The organism is Cellulophaga omnivescoria, from assembly GCF_027915275.1.
Lineage (GTDB): Bacteria > Bacteroidota > Bacteroidia > Flavobacteriales > Flavobacteriaceae > Cellulophaga > Cellulophaga omnivescoria.
Map to the genome: position 1 here is coordinate 1,112,275 of NZ_CP115819.1, position 25,442 is coordinate 1,137,716.

The following is a 25,442-nucleotide window of genomic DNA, read 5'->3' on the forward strand; positions in this document are numbered from 1 at the left end:
AATTTATTTTTTAAACAAATCATACTTTAAACCAAAAGTTAACCTTTGCCCATAGTACTCTACCTGCTGTGTTCTGTTTTTAACTCCTTGATAATAACGTAATGGTTGATCTGTAATGTTATTTAAATCTGCATAAATACTTAAATTGCTATTTACTTTATATGTTGCATTAAAATCTAGAAAAAATTGTTTATCATAATACCTATCTTCAAACTCGTTACCGCCCAACTCATCAATATAACTATCTGAAAAATTAGAAGACAACCTTGCAGAAAAGCGTTTGGTATTATACGCCAAAGAAGCATTAAAAGTGTTAGGTGTTGTATTAGGCAAATCTACATTTTCTCGTTCATCACCATCTTCATTTATAATACCATCTGCAGAAGAAGATATGTAAGTATAATTTAAATAAACACTTAAATCTTTAGCAAAGCCAGGTAAAAAATCTAACTGACGCTGAAAAGCAAATTCTGCTCCAAAAATACGTGCTCCTTCTCCGTTTAATGGTTGGTAAACATCAAACCCACTTGTATCTGCTCCGTAAGTATCATCTATAGTTTCACCAACAAAAGTGTAAATAAAATTATCTATGTCTTTGTAAAAAACACCTCCAGAAAGCAACCCAACATTAGCAAAGTAATGTTCTGCCATTACATCAAAATTCATAGCTGTAGTTGCATCTAATTTAGGGTTACCAAGTACAATTGCCTCATCACCAGAAATAACATCTACAGACGGTACTAAATCTGCATAATTAGGTCTTGCCAAAGTATTTGTCCAGGCAAAACGCAGTATTATAGCATTAGATATTGCATATTTAAAATGTACACCAGGCATAACATTTGTATATGAACTTTCTTCTGTAATTTCTCCTTCTAGATTTTCTTCATCAGCAATTCGGTTTCCTGTTGCCGTAATTTTAGTACTCTCTAAACGAAGCCCAACCAAAACATCTAATTTTTTAGATAATTTTTGATTTGTCATTACATAACCAGCAAATACATTTTCATCTACGTTATAATTTTCTCTTAAAAACTCATCTGGGACTGACTCACCATCTACTAAATTTAAATCTCCTAACCATTCTTGACTTGTAAAAGATCCAATTTGGTATTTACTGCCTGGTAAAAAATCTGTATCAGATAAATTATTAGTTCTTGTAGCGCTTAATGTAGGGTATGCATCTTCTAAATCAAACTCAAAAAAATTGTTATCTCTTAACTTTGTTTTTAAACGAGCTCTAGCTCCAAACTTTACAGCGCCATCTCCTTGGCCAAAGATATTTGAAGGCAATTGAAAATTAACAAATGCATTAAAATCTTCTTCTTTTGTAAATTGATTTTCTTCAGTAATTTCATCATACTCAAAATTATCTAATGCTGCATCATTTACATTTTCTGCAGTCATTATTGGAAATTTAGTATTAAAATTATCATTTAAAACTGAATATTCTGTGGCATAAACCAAATACCTTTCATTTAACCTTTCTTCAGATGCTTTTGCAAAAGAAGTTAACCAATCTACTTTTAAATCTCCCCACAAATGCTTGCCACCAAGTGAATAGTTTTGCATACGCTGATCCTCTAAACGTCTGTTTTTATTTCTACTGTTATTAATACCTCCTTTAGTTTCGCGTGCAACTTCTGCAGGAAAACGAGTAAGCATACCGTTAGTTACTGTAAAATCTTCAAGTTGTATATCTTCTGCATCTAAAATTTCTGAAGACAACCTAAATCTATTTTCTCTATCATCTCTCCAATTGTAAATAGTTTTAAGAAATACGGTGTTATTAACATCAAACTTATAGTCCATATTAGCCGAAAAACTACGCCTTATACGCTGCACAAGATATTTTCTTTGCTGAAATTCTTTGGTGTAAGGATCTACATCTACTTGGTTTAAAATAGGCTCTCCTTCTATATCATCTACGCCAGTGTAATACTCAAACTCATTTGTCCAATCTGCTTCTACATTGTCCGAACCAAAATCGCTGTTATTATAAGATGCAGATAACATGTAACCAAACTTACCATCTTTACTACGGTCACCAACCAAGAAAGAACCATTAATTATTGCTTTATCTGTAATAAAATTTAACCCTGATCCTGCAGTTGCAGATAACCTAAAACCTTGTGGAGATGTTCTAGTAATTAAATTTACAGAACCACCAAGTGCATCTGCATCCATATCTGGTGTAATTGCTTTACTTACTTCAATGGTTTGTATCATATCTGCAGGAATTAAATCCATTTGAACATTTCTATTATCTCCTTCTGCAGATGGAATACGACTACCGTTTAATGTAACAGAGTTTAATTGTGGAGACAAGCCACGAATTATAATATTACGCGCCTCACCTTGGTCTACCTGCATTGTAATACCAGAAATACGCTTTACAGCATCTCCTATATTTGCGTCTGGAAATTTCCCAATCTGATCTGTAGATACTACATTAGTAATGTTTAAATTATTTTTTTGTGTATTTAATGCTTTGGCTTGGCTACCTAAACCATAACCCATAACTTCTACACCATCTAACTCTACACTTTTTGGTTGTAAGTAGATAGAAACTGCTGTTGTATTATTTGCGCTTACCGTAACACTTTGCTTACTGTCTGCATAACCCAAATATGTAATTTTTAGCTCATATGCACCAACAGGAATGTCTACCAAAGAAAAGTGCCCATCAAAATCTGTTACAGCTCCTTTTTTTAAAGACGTAATCATTACAGATGCACCAGGAACATAAATTCCGTTTTCATCAGAAATTGTTCCCGAAACATTTCCATTTTGAGCCATTGTAGCTGCGCTACACAGAGCAACAATTAGAAATAAAATCTTAGTTTTTAAATAGTTTTTCATTTTTATTTTAGTTGTTTATTTGTACTCCAAAAATATGTTTATCAAACACATAGCACATTTTTTTAATGGAAACAAAAAGGCAACAAGACAAGAATAGTAAGGAAACAACAAGGCAACAATAAGGATTAATTTACATACCCATAACTAAAAAAAAATATTTGCACTTATGCACTTTAAAAAGTGGTTAAATAAGCACCCAATTCCTCTTTGGCATTAATAGGTAATTTTTTTCTTAACCTGTATCTAGACACTCGTACACTATCTGGTGTTAACCTTAATATTGAGGCAATTTCTTTAGAAGATAAATTCAGCTTTAGCAAAATACAGAGCCTTAACTCTGCCGGAGATAATTTACAGTGTGCAGCCGCACTAATTTTAGTTATAAAACTTGGGTGAATTTCTTTAAAAAACAACATAAACTCATCCCATTCTTTTTCTTGAGACAAATTAAAATCAATTTCTTTTATAAGTGTTTTTAACTTGCGCTTTAAATCTATATTAGAACGCTGAAGACTATTTTTTAATGTTTGAGATAAGTTAGACAGCATTTTATTTTTTTGAGACAAATGCAAACTATACCTGGATAAAGCAGCTGTTTTTATGTACACCTCTTTTTGCAAAGTTTCCTCTTCTGCTTGCTTTTTATCTAATTTTATTTTTAATAATTGCTGTTTATAATCTTGTTCCTTAAGCGTGTGTCTTCTTTTTTTCTGAACATACATAAACCAAGTTAAACTTAAAACAAACACCGTTACAACCAGTATAACCAATATTATATTTTGTGCCCTATTTACCTTATTTACTTGCAGCAAGTATGCTATTTGCGATTCCTTTTCTTTAGAATTGTAGATATGCTGTAGCGCACTAGCCTGATTTGTATTTTGCTGTTTACTATTTTTAGTGTCTAGCGCAACAAACAACTGTAAATAATTATGGGCTTTTTTATAATCTCCCTGTAAATTATAATTTTTAGACAAGTCTTTATATGCGCTTGCTATATCTGCACTACTATTAGTTTTTATGGCAGACTCTAAGGCTTTTTTTGTAAACTCTAATCCCTTAGATAAATTATCTGTTTTTCTATAAACATCGCCTAAATTATTATATATGTTGGCTAGCCTAGCCTCTTTTCTAGTTTTTGCATAAGCTAATGCTTTTTCAAAAAAAAATTTGGCAAGCTTGTAGTCTTCTAAATCCTCATAAATACTACCAATATTTTCATTTACAATAGCCAGACCGCTACTGTTATTTAGTTGCTTATACAGCTTAAGACTCTTATTTTGATAATTTAAAGCCTCTACATAATTATGTTGCTTTTCATAACAACTACCTAAATTTGAGGTTGAAAAAGCAAGTGCTACCGAATCTTGTAACCTAGTTGCTTGTGTAATTGCTTTTGCAAAATAATCCTTAGCGTAATTGTAATTTTTAAGTTCTAAATGTAAAGCTCCTATTTGGTTTAAAACATTTACAACTAATGTATCTTTTTTACTTTGGAGCAATATGAGAGCTTCATTATTTTGATGCAAAGCCTCTGTATAAGCATTATTATTTTTACAAAAAACAGCTAATTTGTAGTGTGCTAATGCTATACCATAACTGTTATTTGTTTCCTTAGCTTTTTTTAGACTTTTATTTAGTTCTTTAAAAGCACCTCCTAAACTATCTAACTTTACAAACTCTGCAGAAACAACTTGTGCTTTTACCTGATAAACAAAAAAGAATATAACAACAGAAGAAAAAAAAAGTTTCATAATAATTAAACAAACCAGAAAGGTATTTTTTCTAAATTTCTTAATTATTAATTGGCTGTTATTTTTATGTAAATAACAAAACACAAAAAGCCCTTCCTTGTAAAAGGAAGAGCTAATTATATAATTTTAAGCTAATTTCTTAAGCCTCAAAAGGCTCTATAGAAACAAAAGACTTACCGCCTGCTTTTTTCTGAAACTTTACAATACCATCTACTTTGGCGTGTAAAGTATGGTCTTTACCAGCATAAACATTATCTCCTGGATTATGTTTAGTACCACGCTGTCTTACAAGAATGTTTCCTGCAATAGCTGCCTGACCACCAAAAATTTTAACTCCTAAACGTTTCGATTCTGATTCTCTACCGTTTTTCGAACTACCAACACCTTTCTTATGTGCCATAATTTCTAGGTTTTATTTTGTTATACTTAAATGATAATGCAATTATGCTTTACCACCGTCTAATTCATCTTGCCATTTCTTTAACTCATCCCATTTACCTTCAGCAGCTAATTTAGCTTGTGCTGGCCAAGTATCAGTTACGTGATTACCACGAACGTCAGCAATGATTTCAGAAATTTTAGCAGCATCTGTTTTTGCTAACTCAGCAAAAGTAGATATGCCTGCTGCAGCTAATGTTTCTGCAATTTTAGGTCCAATTCCTTCAACCTTTTTTAAGTCGTCTGCTTTTGCAGCTTTCTTTGGTGCAGCTTTTTTAGCTTCTGCTTTTTTAGGAGCAGCTTCTTTTTTTGGAGCAGCTTTTTTGGCTCCAGAGGCTAAAATGTTTTCAATAACAATCTCCGTTAAATACTGACGGTGACCATTTTTCACTTTATACCCTTTACGTCTTTTCTTTTTAAAGACAATAACTTTGTCACCTTTAAGGTGCTTCACGACTTTTGCCTCAACAGCGGCTCCGTCTATAGCTGGGGCGCCAATAGTAATGTCCTTTCCATTTTCTAACAAAAGAACGTTATCAAAAGTTACCTTTTGACCTTCTTCTGTTTGTAAACGGTGAACATACACTTTTTGATCTTTCGCAACTTTAAATTGCTGCCCTGCTATCTCTACAATTGCATACATAGCTTGTGTATTAATTAATTATGTTTAATTTAATGAACTTGCCTACCTAAATAAGCGGATGCAAATATACTGCTAATTCCTTAACATACAAGCTATTTTACAAAAAAAAGACAGTACACTTTTTACCACCATTAATAAGTATATTTTATTTCTGTTTTTACCTAATTTTTTAAAGGCTTTACTACTTAATACTGAAAGGGGTTTCTTAATTATTTATATTTTTTTAGCTAAAACTGTAACAAATCTATTAATTTTAGACCTATGAAGTAACTAAATAAAACACTATTAAAAATGAAAAGAAATTTATTCCTATCGGCAAGCCTATTTTGTGCCGCATTAACAATGCAAGCACAACAGGTTGCTTTTGAAGAATATGATCTTGATAACGGTATGCACGTTATTTTGCATCAAGACAACACTGCTCCTATTGTAACAACATCTGTTATGTATCATGTAGGCGCTAAAGATGAAAACCCAGAAAAAACAGGATTTGCTCACTTTTTTGAACACTTACTATTTGAAGGAACAAAAAATATTGAACGCGGAAAATGGATGGAAATAGTTTCTTCTAACGGAGGATCTAACAATGCCAATACCACTCAAGACCGTACTTATTACTATGAAGTTTTTCCGTCTAATAAATTAGAATTAGGTTTATGGTTAGAGTCCGAAAGACTTATGCACCCAGTTATTAACCAAATAGGTGTAGACACACAAAAAGAAGTTGTACAGGAAGAAAAGCGTATGCGTGTAGACAACTCGCCGTACGGAAAATTTAGAGAGCAAATTGGTATTAATCTGTTTAAAAATCACCCTTACAGATGGCAAACTATTGGATCTTTAGAGCACTTAGCTAACGCTACACTAGAAGATTTTAAAGATTTCAATAAAATTTACTACGTGCCTAATAATGCCGTTTTAGTAGTTGCCGGTGATTTTGAGGTTGCTAGCACTAAAAAAATGATTCAAGACTATTTTGGTCCAATTCCAAGAGGTAAAGAAATTAAAAGAAACAAATACACAGAAGAGCCTATTACTAGCACAATTAAAGCCTCTTATAACGATCCAAACATACAAATACCAGCTATTTTTACTGCTTACAGAACTCCTGCAAATACAGAAAAAGATGCTTATGTTTTAGATATGATATCTACATACTTAACTAGCGGAAAAAGTTCTAAACTATACAAGAGCTTGGTAGATGACAAAAAAATGGCTTTACAGGTTTTTGCTTTTAACAATTCTCAAGAAGATTATGGCTCTTATATCATTGGTGCATTACCATTAGGAAACACCTCTTTAAACGATTTAATTGCTGAATTTGATAAAGAAATTGCAAAAATGCAAACTGAATTAATTTCCGAGAAAGATTACCAAAAATTACAAAACAAGTTCGAGAACAATTTTGTTAACTCTAACAGTGGCGTAGAAGGTATTGCTAATTCTTTGGCAAGAAACTATATGTTGTTTGGTGACACAAATTTAATTAATACAGAAATAGAGATTTACAAAGCTATTACAAGAGAAGACATTAAAAATGTAGCCAATAAATACCTTAAGCCTAACCAACGCGTAGAATTAGAATATTTACCTGTTGCAAAACCTGAAAACTAAGAAAATGAAAAAAATATATTCGTTATTGGTTATAGCACTAATTGCTTTTAACCTACAAGCACAAGTAGACCGTAGTAAAATGCCAGAGGCTGGTCCACTACCAGAAATAAATTTATCTGAACCACAACGTTTTGAACTTAAAAATGGATTAAAAGTTCTAGTTGTTGAAAACCATAAATTACCAAGAGTTTCTATACAATTAATTATAGACAATCCTCCTGTTGCAGAAGGTAATAAAGCTGGTGTTAGCTCATTTGTATCTAGCTTACTAGGAAACGGCTCTAAATCTATCTCTAAAGACGATTTTAATGAAGAGCTAGACTTTATGGGGGCAAGTATGTCTTTTGGATCTGAAAGTGCTTCTGCATTTGCATTATCTAAATACTTTACTAGAATTGTAGAGCTAATGGCAGACGCAAGTATTAACCCTAACTTTACACAAGAAGAGTTTGACAAAGAAAAAGAAAAGATCTTAACTGGTTTAAAAGCAGATGAAAAAAACGTTTCTAGTATTGCTAGCAAAGTACAAAGCACTTTAGCTTACGGGCAAAAGCACCCTTATGGCGAGCAAGTAACAGAAGAAACTATTAACAACATTACCTTACAAGATGTAAAGCAATTTTATAACGATTATTTTGTACCTGCCAATGCATATATGGTTATAATTGGTGATGTAAATTTTAAAGAGGTTAAAAAGTTGATAAAAGAGAATTTTGTTGGCTGGACAAAAGCAACTCCTCCTTCTTTTTCTTTACCAACACCTAAAGATGTGCAGTACACACAAATTAACTTTGTAGATGCACCTAACGCAGTACAATCTGAAATAGCTGTAGAAAACTTAGTAAACCTTAAAAAGAACGACCCTGATTACCTTGCCGCATTAATGGCTAACCGTATATTAGGTGGTGGCGGATCTGGTAGGTTGTTCTTAAACCTAAGAGAAGACAAAGCATACACTTATGGGTCCTACTCTAGTATTGGAAACGATAAAAACTCGGTATCTAGATTTAGAGCTTTTGCTAGCGTACGTAATGCCGTTACAGATAGTGCCGTTGTAGAAATTTTATCTGAAATTGATAAAATAGCCTCTACACCAGTTTCTGAAGAAGAACTTAGCGCAGCTAAGGCAGCTTACATAGGAAACTTTATTATGGCTCTAGAAAAACCTAGCACTATGGCTAACTACGCCCTAAACATAGAAACCGAAGGTTTAGACAAAGATTACTATAAAACTTACTTAGAAAAAGTAAATGCCATAACTGTTGCAGACGTAGAAAATGCTGCTAAAAAATATTTTAAATCTTCTAACGCTCGTATAGTGGTTACTGGTAAAGGAAGTGAAGTTTTAGAAAACCTAGAAAAAGTTACTTTTAAAGGCCAATCTGTACCTGTTAAATATTTTGATAGATATGGAAACGCTGTTGAAAAACCTAAATATGATGTTGCTGTTCCTGAGGGTGTAGATGCAAACAAAGTATTAGCAGATTATATAGCTGCAATTGGCGGTAAAGCTAAATTAGAAAGCATTACATCTTATTACATAAAAGCTAAAGCAGCAGTACAAGGACAAGAGTTATTGTTAGAAATTAAAAAAACTACTAGCAATCAATTTATGCAAAATGTTAGTATGATGGGTAACTCTGTAAGTAAGCAAGTATTAGATGGTGACAGCGGATTTATGGTTATTCAAGGTCGTAAAATGGATATGCAAGAGGCTCAAATATCTGCTATTAAAGCAGAATCTGCTCCTTTTCCAGAACTTAATTTTTTAAATGGTGAAGCAACTTTAAAGGGTATTGAAGATTTTGATGGCACTAAAGCCTATGTTGTTAAGTTTAACGATACAAAATCTGCAGCTTACAACACCAAAACAGGATTAAAAATTGCAGATATTACAACAACTCCACAAGGTAGCGCTACTATTAGCTACACAGACTACAAAGAAGTCTCTGGAGTGCAATTCCCTTTTATTTGGAAACAAGCAATGGGACCACAGAAGTTTGACTTTAACGTAACTGAAATAAAAGTTAACGAAGGTGTTACTGCTGAAGATTTCAAATAATGCACTAGATAATAAATTTATAAAGCTGTCTAAATTATTTTAGACAGCTTTTTTTTATGATTTTATTTAGATTAACCGTTCAAATTTTAAGAACTAAAAAATTAAAAATTAGTACTTTTGTAACCTATTATAACACCTATTAATATGAAACTTATAAAAAATATTAGTCTGGCTCTTGTTGCTTTTTTAGCATTATTAGGATCTTGCAAAGAAAACAAGACAGAACCAGAAGTGGTTACGGTTAACAATACAGTTGCAAAAGAAAAAACTAAAGTATTTGCTGATAATGCTGAGTTTAGTAAAGCCGAATTTACAATTAAAGGTATGACGTGCCAAATTGGATGCGCCGCTACAATTGAAAAAAAATTAGCTAAAATGGAAGGTGTAAAATCTGCCACTGTTTCTTTTGACAAAGAGTTGGCTATTGTAGAGTACGACACTAATTCTGTTACGCCAGAAGATTTAACTAAAACGGTAACATCTGCCGCTTCTGGAGATATTTACACTGTTGAAAATATGCACACAGCAGAATAAAAAAATCTCTTATAACATATTAAAAAAGCCAATTTCTATTAGATGGATATTGGCTTTTTTAAATTTAGTATTTAACAAAAACAATCTAGTTTATCCAACGCAGAGTTTCCATAATTTTTCTAATATCTTCCTGTAAATAAACGGCCGCAGGTAAAATAGAATCGTAATTGGGTTTTACAGAAAAATAAAGCGACCCTGTTAAAAAATGCTCTGTACTATCTGTTACATAAAACTGAGACTGAGAAGCCGCATCTCCCTTTACATCGTAAAACATACCATATACCTTAGCATCAGGGTTAACAAAAGGTTGCTCTAATATATTATCTGCTTTTGCTGCGTGCTCATAAGATAATTTTTGAGCGTCAGACAACAACTGACTTAGGTTACCTTCTACAGGCTTGTAACTTAAAAAAATTGCACCATTCATTTTTGGATATTCTATGGTAACAGCACTTTCGTTGGTTTTTTTAACACGCCCTATGGCATTGTAACTAAAACTATATTTAGAGGCTGCAAAGTCTACAGCAGTACTATCTGGATACTCCAAACGTAGCATAGCCTTTGGCTTAGGTAAAGCTTCTTCCTTACAGCTTACCAACAAAACACCAAAAACAATTATTAAAAAAATATATTTACGCATCATTAGGCAGCATTACTTTTATTTGTTTTAATCTTTTTTTATCTAAACTCTCTACCACAAATTGGTAATTTTTAAACAATACTTTTTCTCCTCTTTTAGGAAAGCTTCCTGCTATCTCTAACACAAAGCCAGCAATGGTTTCAGATTCTCCTTTTTGCTCTTCAAAATCATCTTCATCTTCAGTTATGCGTGCAACACGGTAAAATTCCTTTAATGTAGTTTTTCCATCAAACACAAAAGTTAAATCATCTATTTTAGAAAAAACCAAATCTTCATCATCAAACTCATCACTAATATCTCCTACAATTTCTTCAATAATATCTTCTAAAGTAACAATACCAGATGTGCCTCCGTACTCATCTACCACAACTGCTAAGTGATTTTTTTTATCTTGAAATTCCTTTAGCAAATCATCTAACTTTTTGTTCTCTGGCACAAAATATGGCTCTCTTAAAAGAGTAACCCAATTAAATGTTTTACGGTCTATGTACGGCAATAAATCTTTAACGTAAAGCACTCCTTTTACATTATCTACATTTTCTTCGTAAACCGGAATTCTAGAGTATCCTTTTTGTTTTATTTCTTCTACAACTTCTAAAAATTTTAGCTCTGTATCTAGCGCAAAAATATCTATTCTGGGCCTCATTACCTGCTTTGTATCTGTATTACCAAAAGATACAATACCTTCTAATATTTTTTGTTCTTCTTTAGTGGTATCATCTTCCGAGGTCATTTCTAATGCCTGTGATAAATGATCTACACTCAAACTGGACTTTTGTTTTCCTAATTTGTTATGTAAAAACAAAGTTACAGAACGCATTGGTGTACTTAACGGAGTAAAAATAACATCTAAAAAGCGTAAGGGAAATGCCATAAAATGCGCAAACTGTACTCTATTTCTATTCGCATAAACTTTAGGCATAATTTCACCAAACATTAAAATTAAAAAGGTAGCCAAAACTACTTCTAACAAAAACCTAACGGATATAATATCTAAAATTTTGTAAGTTATACTAGAAAAAATTACGTCGCCAATAGCACTAAACAAAAGTACAATACCAATATTTATTGCATTATTTGCTATTAGTATGGTTGCTAGTAATTTTTTAGGCTTATGCAATAACTTAATTACAGATTCTCCTTTGGCAGTTTTTTCTTCTCCTATAGTATTAATATCCGTTGCAGATAAACCAAAAAAAGCCACTTCTGCTCCAGATATTAAGGCAGATAAAAGCAATAGTACTATTAGCACTAGTAATTTGGTTAATAAAGCGCCATCAAAAACAATTGCGTTCAGCAGTAAAATAAAGGGGTCAGGGTCCAATAATTAAATTTTAGTTGTATTAAAAAGGTAAATCATCATCTTCTTCTGGCTCACTAGAAGCCGTTGTATTTTGTTGTGCAGCCACATTTTGCTGTGGCGCAGCTTGTTTTTGTTGCTGTTGTGCAGGTTGTACCGGGTTATTTTGCGCATTGTTCATACTCTCTTGTTTAGTAGATAAAAACGTAAAATCTTGTACGTGCACCTCTGTTGCATAACGTGTAGTGCCATCTTCTGCCTGCCATTGGCGGTTTTTTAACCTACCTTCAACATATATTTTATCTCCTTTACTTAAATATTTTTCGCAAATTTCTGCAGCTTTGTTGCGCACCACAACATTGTGCCAATCTGTATTTGTAACACGCTCACCAGTTTGCTTATTTGTATAAGTTTCATTAGTTGCAATAGGAAATCTTCCTATACAGTTTCCTCCTTCAAAATAGTGCATTTTTACTGCATCTCCCAAATGCCCAATTAGCATTACTTTGTTTAACGTACCACTCATAATTATGTTATATTAAAATCAAAAATACAAAAATTTACAATGTTTTTATGTAGTCTGCTATTAAAACAGGTACAGGATATTTTTTAAGTTCAGAAAAAGGGATTCCGTCTTCTAAAACCATATTTGTATGCATCACCCAAAAGTGTGTATATAAATGCTGATGCGATAATTTATGCACAATTGCTTCCTTATTATATAAGGTAAAACTTTTAACCTCTACTTTTGGTAATACTTTAGTATAAAGCTGTTTTATATTGGTTTCATTAACCTCATCTTCCAACAAAGGAAATTCATATAAATTTTGCCAAATACCTTTACCTTTTCGTTGTTGTAAAATTGTATTACCTACAGCATCTACAACAACCAAATAATTAAAATTACGCTTTTTAATCTTTGTTTTTTTAAGTTTAACAGGCAATGTGCTTACTAAATTATTCTCTAACGCCACGCAACTATTGTTTAACGGACAAGTTTTACAATCTGGATTTTTGGGTGAGCACTGCAGCGCACCAAACTCCATAATACCCTGGTTGTAATCTCTAATATTAGAGGTGTGCATTACCTCTGTAGCCAATTTTTTAAAGTATTTAATACCCTCAGTACTATTAATAGGCAAGTCTACACCATAATACCTTGCCAAAACTCTATACACATTACCATCTACAACTGCTTGTTGCTCATTAAAACAAATAGATGCTATTGCACTAGCTGTGTAATCTCCAACACCTTTAAGTTTAACCAACTCCTTATATGTATTAGGAAACTCTCCGTTTAAATTATTTACAATGTGTTTTGCTGTAAAATGAAGGTTTCTAGCGCGGGAATAATACCCTAAACCTTGCCATAATTTTAAAACTTTTTCTTCAGAAGCATTAGCTAAATCAAAAATTGTTGGAAAATGTTTTTCAAAACTTAAATAATAAGACGTACCTTGAGCAACTCTTGTTTGTTGGAGCATAATTTCTGAAAGCCATATTTTATAAGGGTTTACAGTGTTTCTCCACGGTAAAGAGCGTTTATTTAGGGTGTACCAATCAAGAATTTTTTGGGAAAAAGTCATCAAATAAATAATAATAAACAAAAGTACAGGTTTATATACTTAAAATTAAGTCTATTAACGTAAAAGAATAAATTTAATTTATATATTTGCAACCCGAAAAAACAAGGACATAATATATACTGACAATGACGAAAGCAGATATCGTATCGAAAATCTCAGATAAACTGGGTATTGAAAAAGGAGATGTACAGGCTACTGTTGAAACTTTTATGGAAGAGGTTAAAACTTCATTAGAAAATGGAGATAATGTTTACCTAAGAGGTTTTGGTAGTTTTATTATTAAAACAAGAGCAGAAAAAACTGGTAGAAATATTTCTAAAAATACTACCATAAAAATACCAGCTCATAACATCCCTGCATTTAAACCTGCAAAGGTTTTTGTTGAAGGTGTTAAGAGTAACGTACAAGTAAAATAAAATATAATATTAATTAAAAAGTAGATTTTATGCCTAGTGGTAAGAAAAGAAAAAGACATAAGGTAGCTACTCACAAGCGCAAGAAGCGTAGAAGAGCTAACCGACACAAGAAAAAGTAGTTGTTAACAACTACTTTTTCGTTTTAAAAAACGTTCATTGACATAGAGATTCTAACGAAAGAATTTCAGCGGGTAATACTGCCCGCACAACTATTGTTTAATCCATTTAACTCTCCTGTATATATAGGTAGAGCTAAATAAAAATTGATTCAGGTGAATAAAGAATTAATCGTAAGATCTGGTTCTAACGCTGTCGATTTTGCCTTAACTAAGGACGGAAAACTAATAGAACTTCACAAAGAAGAAGACAACAACAATTTTTCTGTTGGCGATATATTTCTTGCCAAAATTAGAAAACCTGTTACGGGTCTTAACGCTGCATTTGTAGATGTTGGTTATGAAAAAGATGCTTTTTTGCACTATCATGACTTGGGTCCGCAGTTATCTTCTATGCTGAAATTCGTAAAAGGAGCAAGTACAGGAAAATTAAAAGATTTTTCTTTAAAAGATTTTCCTTTTGAAAAAGATATTGATAAAGATGGTAGCATTAATGATGTTATAAAATCTAATCAATCCTTATTAGTACAAATTGTAAAAGAACCTATCTCTACCAAAGGACCAAGAATTAGCTCTGAGCTTTCATTAGCTGGGCGATACGTGGTTATGGTACCATTTTCTGATAGAGTTTCTGTTTCGCAAAAAATAGAAAGTAAAGAAGAAAAAGAAAGGTTAAAAAGACTTGTAAGAAGCATTAAACCCAAAGGATTTGGTGTTATTATAAGAACCGTTGCCGAAGGCAAAAAAGTTGCAGAGCTAGACAAAGATCTAGAAAACTTACTGACCAAATGGACAGTAATGTGTAAAAAATTGTATAAAGCACCTCACCCATCTAAAGTACTAGTGGAGCTAAACAGAGCATCATCTATACTTAGAGACGTATTTAACGACACCTTTACAGGAATACATGTTGACGATACTACGCTTTACAATGAAATAAAAGATTATGTGCAAGAAATTGCACCAAAGAAAGAATCTATTGTAAAATTATATGAGTCTTCTGTACCAATTTTTGAGAAATTTGGAATAGAAAGACAAATTAAAACTTCATTTGGTAGAACTGCCTCTATGAGTAAAGGCGCCTATTTGATAATAGAACATACTGAAGCCCTACACGTTATAGATGTAAACAGTGGCAACAGATCTAATAAGGCAAAAAACCAAGAAGACACAGCATTAGAGGTAAATATGATTTCTGCCACAGAAATAGCCAGACAATTGCGCTTACGCGATATGGGAGGTATTATTGTTGTAGATTTTATAGATATGGGCAAGCCAGATCATAGAAAAAAACTTTTTGATCATCTACGCGATGAAATGAAAGATGACAGAGCCAAACATAAAATTTTACCACCAAGTAAATTTGGACTTATTCAAATAACAAGACAAAGAGTAAGACCAGAAAGAAATATTAAAACAATGGAAAAAAACCCTAGCGGCGTAAATGGCGCAGAGGTAGAAGCTCCAATAGTTTTAATAGACAAGATTAAATCCGATTTAGAAAAACTACTAAACGGCCCTGCAAAAGACAACGATGTTATTCTACACATACATCCGTTTATTGCAGCATATCTTACAAAAGGATTACAATCCATTCGTTTCAAGTGGTTTATGGAATATAAAAAATGGGTTAAAGTGCAACCTAGAGACGCTTACACGTATCTAGAATATCGCTTTAAAAACAAAAAAGGTAAAACCATATATTAGAATATACCTTTACATAAAAAACGGTTTGTTATATAGATCTTTAAAAAACCAAAAGACCTATATAAAAAAAGCAAAAAGCGACCTCAGCAATGGGGTCGCTTTTTTTGTTTACGTACATTTGTAATATGAGTTTACAACCCTCTTACACCATTAAAGAAGCCACCCATAAGCTAGAACAATATTGTGCGTACCAAGAACGCTGCCATAAGGAAGTTACCAAAAAACTAAAAGATATGGGAATGATTGCAGATGCTAGAGATCTAATAATTACTCATTTAATTAAAGAAAACTATTTAAATGAAGAACGCTTTGCTCAAAGTTTTGCTCGCGGAAAATTTAATATAAAAAAATGGGGTAAAAATAGAATTATAAACGAACTTAAGTTTAGAGACATATCTATTTACAACATTAAAACAGCTTTAAAAGAAATAGATGAAGACCAATACATACAAACATTAAATGAGCTTGCCAGCAAAAGAGCTAATGAAGTTAAAGAAACTAACATATATAAAAAACGTAAAAAAATAGCAGATTACTTACTCTATAGAGGTTGGGAAAGTCATTTAGTGTATGAAAAAGTGCAAGAACTTACACCAAAAAAATAAATTATTACAACTGCTTATTGGTATTAGATATAGATTTTTTGTTTTTCCAATCTATCCACTTTTGTCCTTTTATTCTACGCATAATATTATCATAATTACGCATAATAAATACATTATATAACGCTTTACTTAAATTTTTAGGGTTACGCGCTATAGCTCTTAAACTCATAGAAAAACCCGGAGTAAGATACTTCATATAATGCCAATACCCTTCTGGCATATACAACACTTCTCCGTGCTGCAAAGTTGTTTTATACCCTTTAGCTTGTTTTAAAGCAGGCCATTTGCTGTAATCTGGGTTAGAAAAATCTATGCTTTCATTTGTAATTAAAGAATGTGGTACTTTATATAGATATTTGTTTTGAGATTGATTAAAAAGAATAATTTGTTTATCTCCTTCAAAATGAAAATGAAAAATATTAGCCAAATCTATATCATAATGCATGAACGTATGTGAATCTTTACCACCAAAAAAAAGCATAGGCAAGCTTTTCATTAGTCGCAAACCAAAATCTGGATACGTAAAATCTTTTTGCAACTGTGGCACTTCTTTTAAAATATTCCACAAAAAAATTCTAAATTTAGTTGGCTCTTTTTTTAGCAGATCTATATAATCTGCCATTTTCATTTTAGCGTGTGGCTCATTAAAACCATCCTTGTAATCTACCGGCCTGTCATCATATAAAGGTACAATTTTATCACCTGCAACTTTTTTCATATACTCTAAATTCCATTTAGAATAAGCAGGCCACTCTTCTATAAAACGCTCAATAACAACAGGTTTTTGAGGCTTTAAAAAGTGCTTTAGAAAGTCTTCTTTGGTAATATGTTTTACCCTTGGAATATCTTGTAAGTGCAAATTTGGATAAATTAAACAGTCGGTAAAAATAAAAAATACGATTTTAATAATTCTTAAAATTATTTAAAAAACCTACATTAATTAAGAAACCGCTATCTAATTACAAATTAAATAGCGGCTTATAAAATGGCTAATTATATCTTATTACTTAGAAAGCTTTGCCTTTTCTTTAGCAGCTTCATTTCGTTCTATTTTATGACCTGGTCTAGACCACTTTGGCTTTTCTCCTAAATTTTGATATTCAGAATCTTTTGCTTCTACTGTTTTTGGCTGAGATACTTTTGTAAATGGCTTTTGTGGATTTAAACCTAATAGTTTAAACATTTCCATATCTTCATTTACATCTGGATTAGGAGTAGTTAACAATTTATCTCCTGCAAAAATTGAATTAGCACCAGCAAAGAAACACATTGCTTGTCCTTCTCTACTCATTTGTGTACGCCCAGCAGAAAGCCTTACTTGTGTATTTGGCATAACAATACGTGTTGTTGCTACCATACGCACCATATCCCAAATAGATACCGGCTCTATATCCTCCATTGGCGTACCTTCTACAGCTACTAATGCGTTAATTGGCACAGATTCTGGTTGCGGACTTAAGGTAGATAAGGCAACTAACATACCTGCTCTATCTTCTAAAGCCTCGCCCATACCTATAATACCTCCACTACACACGGTAACGTTAGTTTTACGTACATTTTCAATAGTATCTAATCTATCTTCAAAAGCACGAGTAGAAATTACATCTTTATAATAATCTTCAGATGTATCTAAATTATGGTTATATGCATACAAACCAGCTTCTGCCAATCTTTGCGCTTGGTTTTCAGTAATCATCCCAAGCGTGCAACAAACTTCCATATCTAGTTTATTAATTGTACGTACCATTTCTAGCACTTGATCAAATTCTGGACCGTCTTTAACATTACGCCAAGCAGCTCCCATACATACTCTAGAACTCCCAGATGATTTAGCACGTAAAGCTTGTGCTTTTACTTGTTGCACAGACATTAAATCGTTACCTTCTACACCTGTATGGTAACGTGCTGCCTGCGGGCAATAACCACAATCTTCAGGGCATCCACCAGTTTTTATTGATAACAGAGTAGATACTTGTACTGTGTTAGGATCATGTTGTTGTCTATGAATTGTAGCTGCTTCATAAAGCAAATCCATTAACGGTTTATTGTATATATCTAAAATTTCTTGCTTGCTCCAGTTGTGTCTTACTTCGCTCATACGATTATTTTAAATCAGTTGTCAAAAATAGCCTATTTACCAATTAAATCCCAATAAAGGTTTTTTAAATAAAAAAATGAACCAAAAGATACACTCTTATGGTTCATTTTTAATCATTTTTTATAGAAATATAACTTATTTACTGCTGTCTGTATCAGAAGAATCCTCTTTAACCTCAACAGCCTCTACGTCTTTACCTTTTAAGTATTCTGGTAATTGCATACCAGCCATATTAAACATTTCTTGCAGTGGCGGCACAGATTTGTACATACCAGAAATAAAGTTTGCTGTAGAGTTTTTGCCATCTTCGGTTTTTGCTCCAGAATCCCAAACAGTAACTTTGTCAATTTTAATATTTTTAATAGCTTCTGCCTGTGTTTTAACCAATTCTGGTAATTTATCTGCAACCAATAATAATACAGCATCTTTAGGACTATCGCCAGCTGCTTTTACAATTTCATCTAAACCTTGTGCTTGTTTAGTTAATACCTCAAACAAACCTTGCGCTTCTGCCTGTGCTTTAAACAGTATTGCATCTGCCTCACCTTTAGCAATACGCCTTGTACGTTCTGCGTCTGCTTCTGCATCTATTTCTACTTTTTTCTTGTCTATTTCTGCAGGCACAACAATATCTGCCATTTGTGAACTACGTACACGCTCGGCTCTTGCAAGCTCGGCATCTTTTTCTGCTGCATAAGACTCTTCTAAGGCTTTTGCAGATTGCACTTTCTCTGCTGCTATTGCAGTACGCTCTGCCTCTGCTTCTCTTTGTCTACGTAAAGAGTCTGAATTTGCTACATTAATTTTTGCAATGTTTTCTCCTTCTACTGCCTGCGCATTTGCTGCTGCTACTTGTGTACGTTCATCTTGCAATGCGTTAGCCTCACCAATAGAACCATCTCTGTTTTTTTCTGCTACGGATTTACGCGCCGCGTTTATTGCGTGCGCTGCAGCCTCTTTACCAAGTGCCTCTATATAACCTGACTCATCAACAATATCTGTAATATTTACGTTGATTAATTTTAAACCAACCTTTTTTAATTCTGATTCTACACTCTGAGAAATATTGGTTAAAAACTTATCTCTATCCGAGTTAATTTCTTCAATATCCATAGAAGCAACTACCAAACGTAACTGACCGAAAATAATTTCTTTTGCTAAATCTTGTACTTCGTTCATTCCCTGACCTAACAAACGCTCTGCTGCATTTTGCATAACACCTGGCTCTGTAGATATACCAATTGTAAATCTTGAAGGCACGTTTACACGTATATTTTGCTTACTTAATGCATTTACCAGATTTACCTCTATAGAAATAGGTGTTAAATCTAGAAACTCATAATCCTGTATTACCGGCCAAATAAATGCAGCACCACCGTGAATACATTTTGCAGAGTTTCCGTTACCTACCTTACCATAGACAACTAAAATCCTGTCTGAAGGACATCGTTTGTATCTACGTATAAACGAGATTATAATTATAAAAAAGAATAAAATGGCTACTGCAATACCAATTAAACTGGTATTACCGCCCAACTGTAAGGGTACTAAAATCATATGGTTATTTATTTAATAATTTAACAATTAAAATTCCGTTGTCTGTAATGTCTTTTACTTCTACAACATTGCCTTGCTTAAGGTCTACTCCTTCATCCGTAAGGGCCTCTAACTCCCTTAAGGTACCTTGTACTCTTATGCTTACCTTACCAATAGAACCCCTGTTGGCGCCTATTGTTAGATAAACTTCTCCTACTTGGTTTAATGCATTTTTTAAATGCAACGTACCACTACTTTGCAGTTTACTTAAATAATAAAATAATGCCGCCATAGACACCATCATTAATAAACCACAAATAATAGAAATTAGTATAGTTAGCCCATTAGAATATCCTGCTTCTATACAGGCAACACCTGACCAGCCAAAAATGGCAAAAAATCCTGATAAGTTTTTAATTGATAAAAATTGAAATCCAATACCTGTATCACCCTCTATTTCTGCGTCTACATCACCGTCTATACCATCTGCATCACCACCTATTAAAGTTAGCAACAGAAAGATAATCATTACCACAGAGCCAATTAAGGCAATGCTCCAGTACACTTTTGGAAACAACTCTAAGCTTGCATACCACTCTCCCATAAATAAAAATTTAGTTTGGTTTGTGAAAGATAGTAAAATGCAACTTAGCTAAAGGCTAGTTTTAAAAAGTTTTTTGCAATAAAATACTTACAGCATTACCGCCAAAGCCAACAGCGTTTATTAACACCTTTTTTATACTCTTTGGAATTTCTGTATAATCTACAAAAGGAACTTTTATAAATTCTTGCTTTTGTAACATTGCTATTGCTAGCTCTATACTTAACATCCCTGAGGCACCAAAAGAATGACCTATCTTCCACTTATTTGTAGTTAATGCTGGTATTTTGTTACAAAAAATTTTATGTATTGCTTCAATTTCTGATAAATCTCCTTTAATTGTACCTGGTGCGTGCATTACAATTACATCTACCTCATCTGGGTTTACACCATCTAAAGCCATTTTCATAGAGCGTTGAAAACATACTGCGTCAGAAGAAATAGAAATATTATGTTTTAAAACTTCTGTAGCGTAACCAACACCTATAATTTCTGCTAAAGCATTTTCTTTATTTCCGTTTTCTATACCAATAACTGCAGCACCTTCACCCAAAACCATAGTATTTTGGTTTTTTGTTAGATCTAAAGCTTTACAGGGATATGCTTCTGCACCTCTTGCGTAAATTTTTAAAGCTCTCATTTGTGCAATGGTAAAAGGTGTTAAAGGAGCCTCACTACCACCCACTAAAAATTTATTTGCCATACCACTTTTTACCCAAGCAACACCATTTAACAAAGAATGCAATGCTGTAGAACAAGTAATAGAGTGCGATATTTCTGGACCCTGCGTTTGCAAATCATGCGCTACCCAAGAAGAAATATTACCCAATGTAGTTGTTGGTGATGATAAAGTTGACGCTTTATCTTTTTCTAAAAACTCTTTATGATATTTTTCAAACAAAGCAGTTGCTCCGCGTGAAGATCCAAAGTTGACACCAAAATTATCTTTAGATGTCCAGCCAGCTTGCTCTAATGCCTTACGTGACGCGTACATAGCAAACAAAACAGTATCATCTAAACTTTTATATTTTAAATCTGCGTTTTTTAAAGTTTCTATTTCTTGTTTAGCTTCATCACTTAAAGCGGCAACCCAACTTTTTTGGCTTCCTATATTTTTTTCTTGCAGTAAATGCGCATCATTTTTATAACTCTCCCAAACTTTATCTAAAGAAGTTCCTAAAGGAGAAATAGATGCTAGTGCCGTAATGTAAATACTCATACTTAAACTATTTCTAGTGCTTCTTTAATTGAGTTGTATATTTTTTGAAGTTGCTCATCTGTAGTTACAAAAGGCGCCAAAATGTAAATGGTATTTCCTAATGGACGTAAAAACACTCCAGAATCCATAAAATGCTTAAATAATTTATCTCTTAAATTACCATAGCGTTCCATTTTTATATTAAGATCTAATGCGTAAATAACTCCCAATTGCCTTGTAGCACCAACTTTAGGGTGGTTTTTAATCTCCTCATTAAATTGCTTGTGAGAGGCTGTAATTCTGGCAATATTATCTTGCATTTCTGTAGATTGAAGCAACTCTAAACCTGCTAACGCAGCTGCACAAGCCAAAGGATTTGCAGTATATGTATGCCCGTGAAATAATCCTTTAGAAATATCGTCATCATAAAAAGCATCATAAACTTGCTGCGTACAACTAGTAACTGCCATTGGAACCAAACCTGCTGTTAACGCCTTAGACATACAAATAACATCTGGCTTTACATCCATATAATCAGAAGCAAAAAACTTACCTGTTTTACCAAAGCTAGTCATTACCTCATCTGCAACTAAAAGAACATTGTGTTTTTTTAACGTCTGTAGAATTTTGTTTAAACTTTCTGCATTGTGCATTTTCATTGCTGCAGCTCCTTGCACAAGAGGCTCGTACACAAAACCTGCAATAGCCTTTTCTTTTACCAATGCTTCAATCTGTAATAAAATAGCATCTATATTATCTTCTGTAGGTACAGGAATACGTTCTACATCAATAAAAAAATCTTTAAAAGGACCATTATAAACAGATAAACCAGAAACAGACATTGCACCAAAAGTATCACCATGAAATCCGTCTTCAAAAGCTAACATTATATTGCGCTTTTCTCCTTTATTAAAATGATATTGCAAGGCCATTTTAATTCCTATTTCTGTAGCAGTAGAACCATTGTCTGAGAAAAATAACTTCTCTTGATTATTAGGTAATAATTTTATCAACTCTTCAGACAATTCTATAGCCGGTTTATGTGTAAAACCACTAAATACAACCTGATCTAATTGTTGCATTTGGGCATTAACCTTTTCTAAAATATAGTCATTACAATGTCCGTACACAGAAGTATACCATGAAGATATTCCGTCTATATAATTATTTCCTTTATCATCTGTTAACACTGCCCCTTTAGCTTTTACAATTGGCAACATTGTGCTGTGTAATTTATGCTGAGTTAACGGGTGCCACAAGTGTTTTTTATCTCTCTCTGTAAGATTCATAAGCTATATACCATCCTATAGTTTTAGGATTTATGCATTGGTTTTATTAGTAGATATCTATTAATCTATTTTTGTTACATTAATAGAATTTAATTTGGGGCAAATATACAAACCACCTCAGATTTTAAAGGTTATCTCTAAACAAATCTGCATATTCTTTTATCACATTTTTGTCAAAATATGGCTCTTCATCTATACGACCTATAAGCTTTGCATTTGTTTTAGATAGTATTATACTTTCTGTAGTTTTATGCTCTTCTCCGCTAAAAATTATAGAAACTTTAAATCCGCGTTCTTCTAAATAATTTATGGTTAACAGGGTGTGATTAATGCTACCTAAATAATGTCTAGAAACCACTACAACTTGGTAACTAGGATCTATAATATCTAGTATAGTATCATTATCATTTAAAGGAACTAATAAACCTCCTGCACCTTCTATAATTAAATTATTATCTGTTTTTGGTGTTACAATTTTATCTACCTCTATCACCACACCATCTATCGCTGCCGCTGCATGCGGACTCATAGGTGTTTGTAAAGCGTAACTATTTTTATGTATTACCGTTTTAGAGTTAGAAATAAAATCTGCTATTTTATGACTGTCTGACGTATCTAAATCTCCCGCCTGTATTGGTTTCCAATAATCTGCTTCTAACGCCTCTGTTAATATTGCAGAAGCCACTGTTTTACCAACTTCTGTAGATATACCAGTTACAAATATTTGTTTTGTTTTCATTGTATTGTAATTTATGAGACTATGTTACAGTTAAAACAACGGAATTTTCTTTTTTCAAAAAAAGGAAACAACTTATAAAAAATCCCTTTTCTAGAGTAATAGCCTTCTAGCTTTTCTGCTTTACAGTTTGGGCACACTAAAGGTTTTCCGTTATCATCTACAGCATAGCTTCTAATTTCATTATAAATTTCTAATGCTTTATTCTTATCTTCTTCTAAAACCAAAAGTTTAATTCCGCCAATTGCATTGCTAATTAATGGATCTGAGTTTACCGTGTTTTCATCCTTTAAAAAAACTTGTATACCCTCTGATTCTAGCTTACCTTTAATAATAACCGTATCTGCTAAATACTCAAATGCAGCTAATTTGTAAAATTTCTGACTCATTCTTTTATATTTTTATACAAAACAGTTAATACTTTCTCTATTTCTTGCGGACTGTTGTAAGCGTGTAAACAAAAACGCAATCGTTCTTGACCTTGCGGCACTGTGGGTGATAATATAGCTTTTACATTAAATCCGTTCTCTTCAAGTTTTTTAGCTATACTTTTTACCTTATTATTTCCTGAAATTAAACAACATTGTATTGCCGAGTTACTAGTAATAAAATGCTGCTTTAGTTTACTACTTTCAACTTTACTTTTAAAAACCTTAACTGCATTTTGCAAAAGTTGTTGTTGAACTTTACCTTCTTTACTTTCTAAAAAGTAGTACGACTGTAAAATTGTAACTACACTATGCGGTGCTAATGCTGTTGTATATATAAAACTACGCGAAAAATTAACTAAATAGCTTTTTAACTCAGCACTACCTAATATAGCTGCGCCGTGACAACCTAAAGCTTTACCAAAAGTTATAATGCGTGCAAAAACCAAATCTACTATGTTTTCTTGCTGTACCAAACCTTGACCTAAGGCACCAAAAATACCAACAGCGTGTGCCTCATCTACCACAAAAAATAGTTTATGTTCTCTACAGAATAATGCCATTTCTTTTAGATTTGGAGAATCGCCATCCATAGAAAAAACAGATTCTGTTACTACATAAATAGCTGCTTCATCATCTTTTATTGCTGCAGAATGCCTTTCTACTAATTTTTCTAAATCGGACAGGCTATTATGCTTAAATTTATAACTCTTAGCATTACCCATAGCAATACCGTCTCTTATACTTGCGTGTATATACTCGTCATAAAAAACCAAGTCTCCGCGTTGCGGAACACAACTAAAAAAACCAATATTAGCATCATAGCCAGAGTTATAAACTATTGCCGCTTTGGATTGATGAAAGAGTACCAATTTAGACTCTAACTCACCGTACAAATTATGATTACCAGAAAGTAATCTAGAACCTGTTGCTCCATTTTTTAAAAAACTACCATCTACCAAGTATTGATGCGTAGCATTAAAAATTGAAGCATTACCAGAAAACCCCAAATAGTCGTTAGAACAAAAATCTACCAATTGTTTAAACACAGGTAATGTACGCAAAGACATATTCTGTTGCCGTTCTTCTAATTTTTTCTGAAGTTTTTGTGGTAGCATTTGGCAAAGATACAAAGAGATGGTTTTTAATTACCACTAAAAAAAGTAATAGAGGCTACTATTTGTTACTCTAATAACAAATTGAAAAAAATAACAACCATCAGATATTTTAGAATATGTAAAAGAAAAAGAATAAATTTAACCCACTAACGTTTTATACA

General features: G+C 32.8%; 23 protein-coding genes. 6 read left to right on the forward strand and 17 right to left on the reverse strand.

Features of this window, described 5'->3' with window-relative positions; all coding sequences use genetic code 11:
* Positions 1-3 precede the first annotated feature (3 nt).
* From PBN93_RS04985 to rplU, 4 genes are all read right to left on the reverse strand, one after another.
* Positions 4-2,862, reverse strand: a complete 2,859-nt coding sequence (locus tag PBN93_RS04985; protein WP_271081608.1) for a TonB-dependent receptor — start codon at positions 2,860-2,862, stop codon at positions 4-6.
* Between the two features lie 173 nt (positions 2,863-3,035).
* Positions 3,036-4,616 (reverse strand): tetratricopeptide repeat protein, encoded by a 1,581-nt coding sequence (locus PBN93_RS04990; RefSeq protein WP_271081609.1) that lies wholly within the window; start codon positions 4,614-4,616, stop codon positions 3,036-3,038.
* A 139-nt stretch (positions 4,617-4,755) separates the two neighbouring features.
* The gene (rpmA, locus tag PBN93_RS04995) at positions 4,756-5,016 is read right to left on the reverse strand and encodes a 50S ribosomal protein L27 (protein WP_077407313.1); all 261 of its coding nucleotides are present in this window, start codon (positions 5,014-5,016) and stop codon (positions 4,756-4,758) included.
* A gap of 42 nt (positions 5,017-5,058) precedes the next feature.
* The gene (gene rplU / locus PBN93_RS05000; RefSeq protein ID WP_013620597.1) at positions 5,059-5,697 is read right to left on the reverse strand and encodes a 50S ribosomal protein L21; all 639 of its coding nucleotides are present in this window, start codon (positions 5,695-5,697) and stop codon (positions 5,059-5,061) included.
* A 291-nt stretch (positions 5,698-5,988) separates the two neighbouring features.
* Between rplU and PBN93_RS05005 the strand changes: the two genes are divergently transcribed.
* From PBN93_RS05005 to PBN93_RS05015, 3 genes are all read left to right on the forward strand, one after another.
* Positions 5,989-7,311: a M16 family metallopeptidase gene (locus PBN93_RS05005; protein WP_271081610.1), complete on the forward strand. Its 1,323-nt coding sequence runs from the start codon at positions 5,989-5,991 to the stop codon at positions 7,309-7,311.
* A gap of 4 nt (positions 7,312-7,315) precedes the next feature.
* The gene (locus tag PBN93_RS05010) at positions 7,316-9,373 is read left to right on the forward strand and encodes a M16 family metallopeptidase (RefSeq protein WP_077407319.1); all 2,058 of its coding nucleotides are present in this window, start codon (positions 7,316-7,318) and stop codon (positions 9,371-9,373) included.
* A 144-nt stretch (positions 9,374-9,517) separates the two neighbouring features.
* The gene (locus PBN93_RS05015) at positions 9,518-9,907 is read left to right on the forward strand and encodes a heavy-metal-associated domain-containing protein (protein WP_139344270.1); all 390 of its coding nucleotides are present in this window, start codon (positions 9,518-9,520) and stop codon (positions 9,905-9,907) included.
* 85 nt (positions 9,908-9,992) lie between these two features.
* On the opposite strand, the gene gldD is transcribed toward PBN93_RS05015, so the two are convergent.
* From gldD to mutY, 4 genes are read right to left on the reverse strand one after another with little or no spacing between them, the layout of a single operon-like run.
* On the reverse strand, positions 9,993-10,550 hold the full coding sequence (gene gldD / locus PBN93_RS05020) for a gliding motility lipoprotein GldD (protein WP_271081611.1): 558 nt from the start codon (positions 10,548-10,550) through the stop codon (positions 9,993-9,995).
* Complete coding sequence (locus tag PBN93_RS05025) at positions 10,540-11,871, reverse strand: gliding motility-associated protein GldE (RefSeq protein ID WP_271081612.1); 1,332 nt, start codon at positions 11,869-11,871, stop codon at positions 10,540-10,542. The genes gldD and PBN93_RS05025 overlap by 11 nt, the downstream gene beginning before the upstream one ends.
* 19 nt (positions 11,872-11,890) lie before the next feature.
* Positions 11,891-12,373 (reverse strand): single-stranded DNA-binding protein, encoded by a 483-nt coding sequence (locus tag PBN93_RS05030; protein WP_271081613.1) that lies wholly within the window; start codon positions 12,371-12,373, stop codon positions 11,891-11,893.
* Positions 12,374-12,407: 34 nt separating this feature from the next.
* The gene (gene mutY, locus PBN93_RS05035; protein WP_271081614.1) at positions 12,408-13,433 is read right to left on the reverse strand and encodes an A/G-specific adenine glycosylase; all 1,026 of its coding nucleotides are present in this window, start codon (positions 13,431-13,433) and stop codon (positions 12,408-12,410) included.
* Positions 13,434-13,558: 125 nt separating this feature from the next.
* On the opposite strand from mutY, the gene PBN93_RS05040 reads away from it, so the two are divergent.
* The 3 genes from PBN93_RS05040 (at position 13,559) to PBN93_RS05050 (ending at position 16,277) form a co-directional block, all read left to right on the forward strand.
* Entirely contained in the window at positions 13,559-13,849 is a 291-nt protein-coding gene (locus PBN93_RS05040; protein ID WP_013620605.1) for an HU family DNA-binding protein, read from the forward strand.
* 272 nt (positions 13,850-14,121) lie between these two features.
* Entirely contained in the window at positions 14,122-15,672 is a 1,551-nt protein-coding gene (locus PBN93_RS05045; protein WP_271081615.1) for a ribonuclease E/G, read from the forward strand.
* Positions 15,673-15,797: 125 nt separating this feature from the next.
* Positions 15,798-16,277: a regulatory protein RecX gene (locus PBN93_RS05050; protein WP_171974527.1), complete on the forward strand. Its 480-nt coding sequence runs from the start codon at positions 15,798-15,800 to the stop codon at positions 16,275-16,277.
* 4 nt (positions 16,278-16,281) lie between these two features.
* On the opposite strand, the gene PBN93_RS05055 is transcribed toward PBN93_RS05050, so the two are convergent.
* The 9 genes from PBN93_RS05055 to PBN93_RS05095 form a co-directional block, all read right to left on the reverse strand.
* On the reverse strand, positions 16,282-17,136 hold the full coding sequence (locus PBN93_RS05055) for a cupin-like domain-containing protein (protein WP_271081616.1): 855 nt from the start codon (positions 17,134-17,136) through the stop codon (positions 16,282-16,284).
* 144 nt (positions 17,137-17,280) lie between these two features.
* Positions 17,281-18,375 (reverse strand): biotin synthase BioB, encoded by a 1,095-nt coding sequence (gene bioB, locus PBN93_RS05060; protein WP_077407339.1) that lies wholly within the window; start codon positions 18,373-18,375, stop codon positions 17,281-17,283.
* A gap of 135 nt (positions 18,376-18,510) precedes the next feature.
* Positions 18,511-19,932, reverse strand: a complete 1,422-nt coding sequence (locus tag PBN93_RS05065) for a flotillin family protein (protein WP_077407342.1) — start codon at positions 19,930-19,932, stop codon at positions 18,511-18,513.
* 4 nt (positions 19,933-19,936) lie between these two features.
* Positions 19,937-20,515 carry a hypothetical protein gene (locus PBN93_RS05070; protein ID WP_077407345.1) on the reverse strand — a complete coding sequence of 193 codons (579 nt, stop codon included), beginning with the start codon at positions 20,513-20,515 and terminating at the stop codon, positions 19,937-19,939.
* 61 nt (positions 20,516-20,576) lie between these two features.
* Positions 20,577-21,731 carry a beta-ketoacyl synthase N-terminal-like domain-containing protein gene (locus tag PBN93_RS05075; protein ID WP_271081617.1) on the reverse strand — a complete coding sequence of 385 codons (1,155 nt, stop codon included), beginning with the start codon at positions 21,729-21,731 and terminating at the stop codon, positions 20,577-20,579.
* Positions 21,732-21,733: 2 nt separating this feature from the next.
* A complete protein-coding gene (gene bioA, locus PBN93_RS05080; protein ID WP_077407351.1) occupies positions 21,734-22,999 on the reverse strand; it encodes an adenosylmethionine--8-amino-7-oxononanoate transaminase in 1,266 nt (421 codons plus the stop codon).
* Positions 23,000-23,123: 124 nt separating this feature from the next.
* Positions 23,124-23,738 (reverse strand): dethiobiotin synthase, encoded by a 615-nt coding sequence (bioD, locus tag PBN93_RS05085; protein ID WP_077407354.1) that lies wholly within the window; start codon positions 23,736-23,738, stop codon positions 23,124-23,126.
* Positions 23,739-23,749: 11 nt separating this feature from the next.
* Complete coding sequence (locus PBN93_RS05090; protein WP_077407357.1) at positions 23,750-24,124, reverse strand: putative signal transducing protein; 375 nt, start codon at positions 24,122-24,124, stop codon at positions 23,750-23,752.
* The gene (locus PBN93_RS05095; protein ID WP_077407360.1) at positions 24,121-25,281 is read right to left on the reverse strand and encodes an aminotransferase class I/II-fold pyridoxal phosphate-dependent enzyme; all 1,161 of its coding nucleotides are present in this window, start codon (positions 25,279-25,281) and stop codon (positions 24,121-24,123) included. Before PBN93_RS05095 ends, PBN93_RS05090 begins: the two co-directional genes overlap by 4 nt.
* Positions 25,282-25,442: the final 161 nt, after the last annotated feature.

What these genes read in the sequence shown, in the direction of transcription:
- bioD (WP_077407354.1), bottom strand. Translation starts at nt 23,738, where the DNA reads ATGAAAACAAAACAAATATTTGTAACTGGTATATCTACAGAAGTTGGT.
- rplU (WP_013620597.1), bottom strand. Translation starts at nt 5,697, where the DNA reads ATGTATGCAATTGTAGAGATAGCAGGGCAGCAATTTAAAGTTGCGAAA.
- PBN93_RS05050 (WP_171974527.1), top strand. Translation starts at nt 15,798, where the DNA reads ATGAGTTTACAACCCTCTTACACCATTAAAGAAGCCACCCATAAGCTA.
- PBN93_RS05040 (WP_013620605.1), top strand. Translation starts at nt 13,559, where the DNA reads ATGACGAAAGCAGATATCGTATCGAAAATCTCAGATAAACTGGGTATT.
- PBN93_RS05065 (WP_077407342.1), bottom strand. Translation starts at nt 19,932, where the DNA reads ATGATTTTAGTACCCTTACAGTTGGGCGGTAATACCAGTTTAATTGGT.
- PBN93_RS04985 (WP_271081608.1), bottom strand. Translation starts at nt 2,862, where the DNA reads ATGAAAAACTATTTAAAAACTAAGATTTTATTTCTAATTGTTGCTCTG.
- bioA (WP_077407351.1), bottom strand. Translation starts at nt 22,999, where the DNA reads ATGAATCTTACAGAGAGAGATAAAAAACACTTGTGGCACCCGTTAACT.
- rpmA (WP_077407313.1), bottom strand. Translation starts at nt 5,016, where the DNA reads ATGGCACATAAGAAAGGTGTTGGTAGTTCGAAAAACGGTAGAGAATCA.
- PBN93_RS05075 (WP_271081617.1), bottom strand. Translation starts at nt 21,731, where the DNA reads ATGAGTATTTACATTACGGCACTAGCATCTATTTCTCCTTTAGGAACT.
- PBN93_RS04990 (WP_271081609.1), bottom strand. Translation starts at nt 4,616, where the DNA reads ATGAAACTTTTTTTTTCTTCTGTTGTTATATTCTTTTTTGTTTATCAG.
- PBN93_RS05015 (WP_139344270.1), top strand. Translation starts at nt 9,518, where the DNA reads ATGAAACTTATAAAAAATATTAGTCTGGCTCTTGTTGCTTTTTTAGCA.
- PBN93_RS05005 (WP_271081610.1), top strand. Translation starts at nt 5,989, where the DNA reads ATGAAAAGAAATTTATTCCTATCGGCAAGCCTATTTTGTGCCGCATTA.
- PBN93_RS05010 (WP_077407319.1), top strand. Translation starts at nt 7,316, where the DNA reads ATGAAAAAAATATATTCGTTATTGGTTATAGCACTAATTGCTTTTAAC.
- mutY (WP_271081614.1), bottom strand. Translation starts at nt 13,433, where the DNA reads ATGACTTTTTCCCAAAAAATTCTTGATTGGTACACCCTAAATAAACGC.
- gldD (WP_271081611.1), bottom strand. Translation starts at nt 10,550, where the DNA reads ATGATGCGTAAATATATTTTTTTAATAATTGTTTTTGGTGTTTTGTTG.
- bioB (WP_077407339.1), bottom strand. Translation starts at nt 18,375, where the DNA reads ATGAGCGAAGTAAGACACAACTGGAGCAAGCAAGAAATTTTAGATATA.
- PBN93_RS05030 (WP_271081613.1), bottom strand. Translation starts at nt 12,373, where the DNA reads ATGAGTGGTACGTTAAACAAAGTAATGCTAATTGGGCATTTGGGAGAT.
- PBN93_RS05095 (WP_077407360.1), bottom strand. Translation starts at nt 25,281, where the DNA reads ATGCTACCACAAAAACTTCAGAAAAAATTAGAAGAACGGCAACAGAAT.
- PBN93_RS05090 (WP_077407357.1), bottom strand. Translation starts at nt 24,124, where the DNA reads ATGAGTCAGAAATTTTACAAATTAGCTGCATTTGAGTATTTAGCAGAT.
- PBN93_RS05070 (WP_077407345.1), bottom strand. Translation starts at nt 20,515, where the DNA reads ATGGGAGAGTGGTATGCAAGCTTAGAGTTGTTTCCAAAAGTGTACTGG.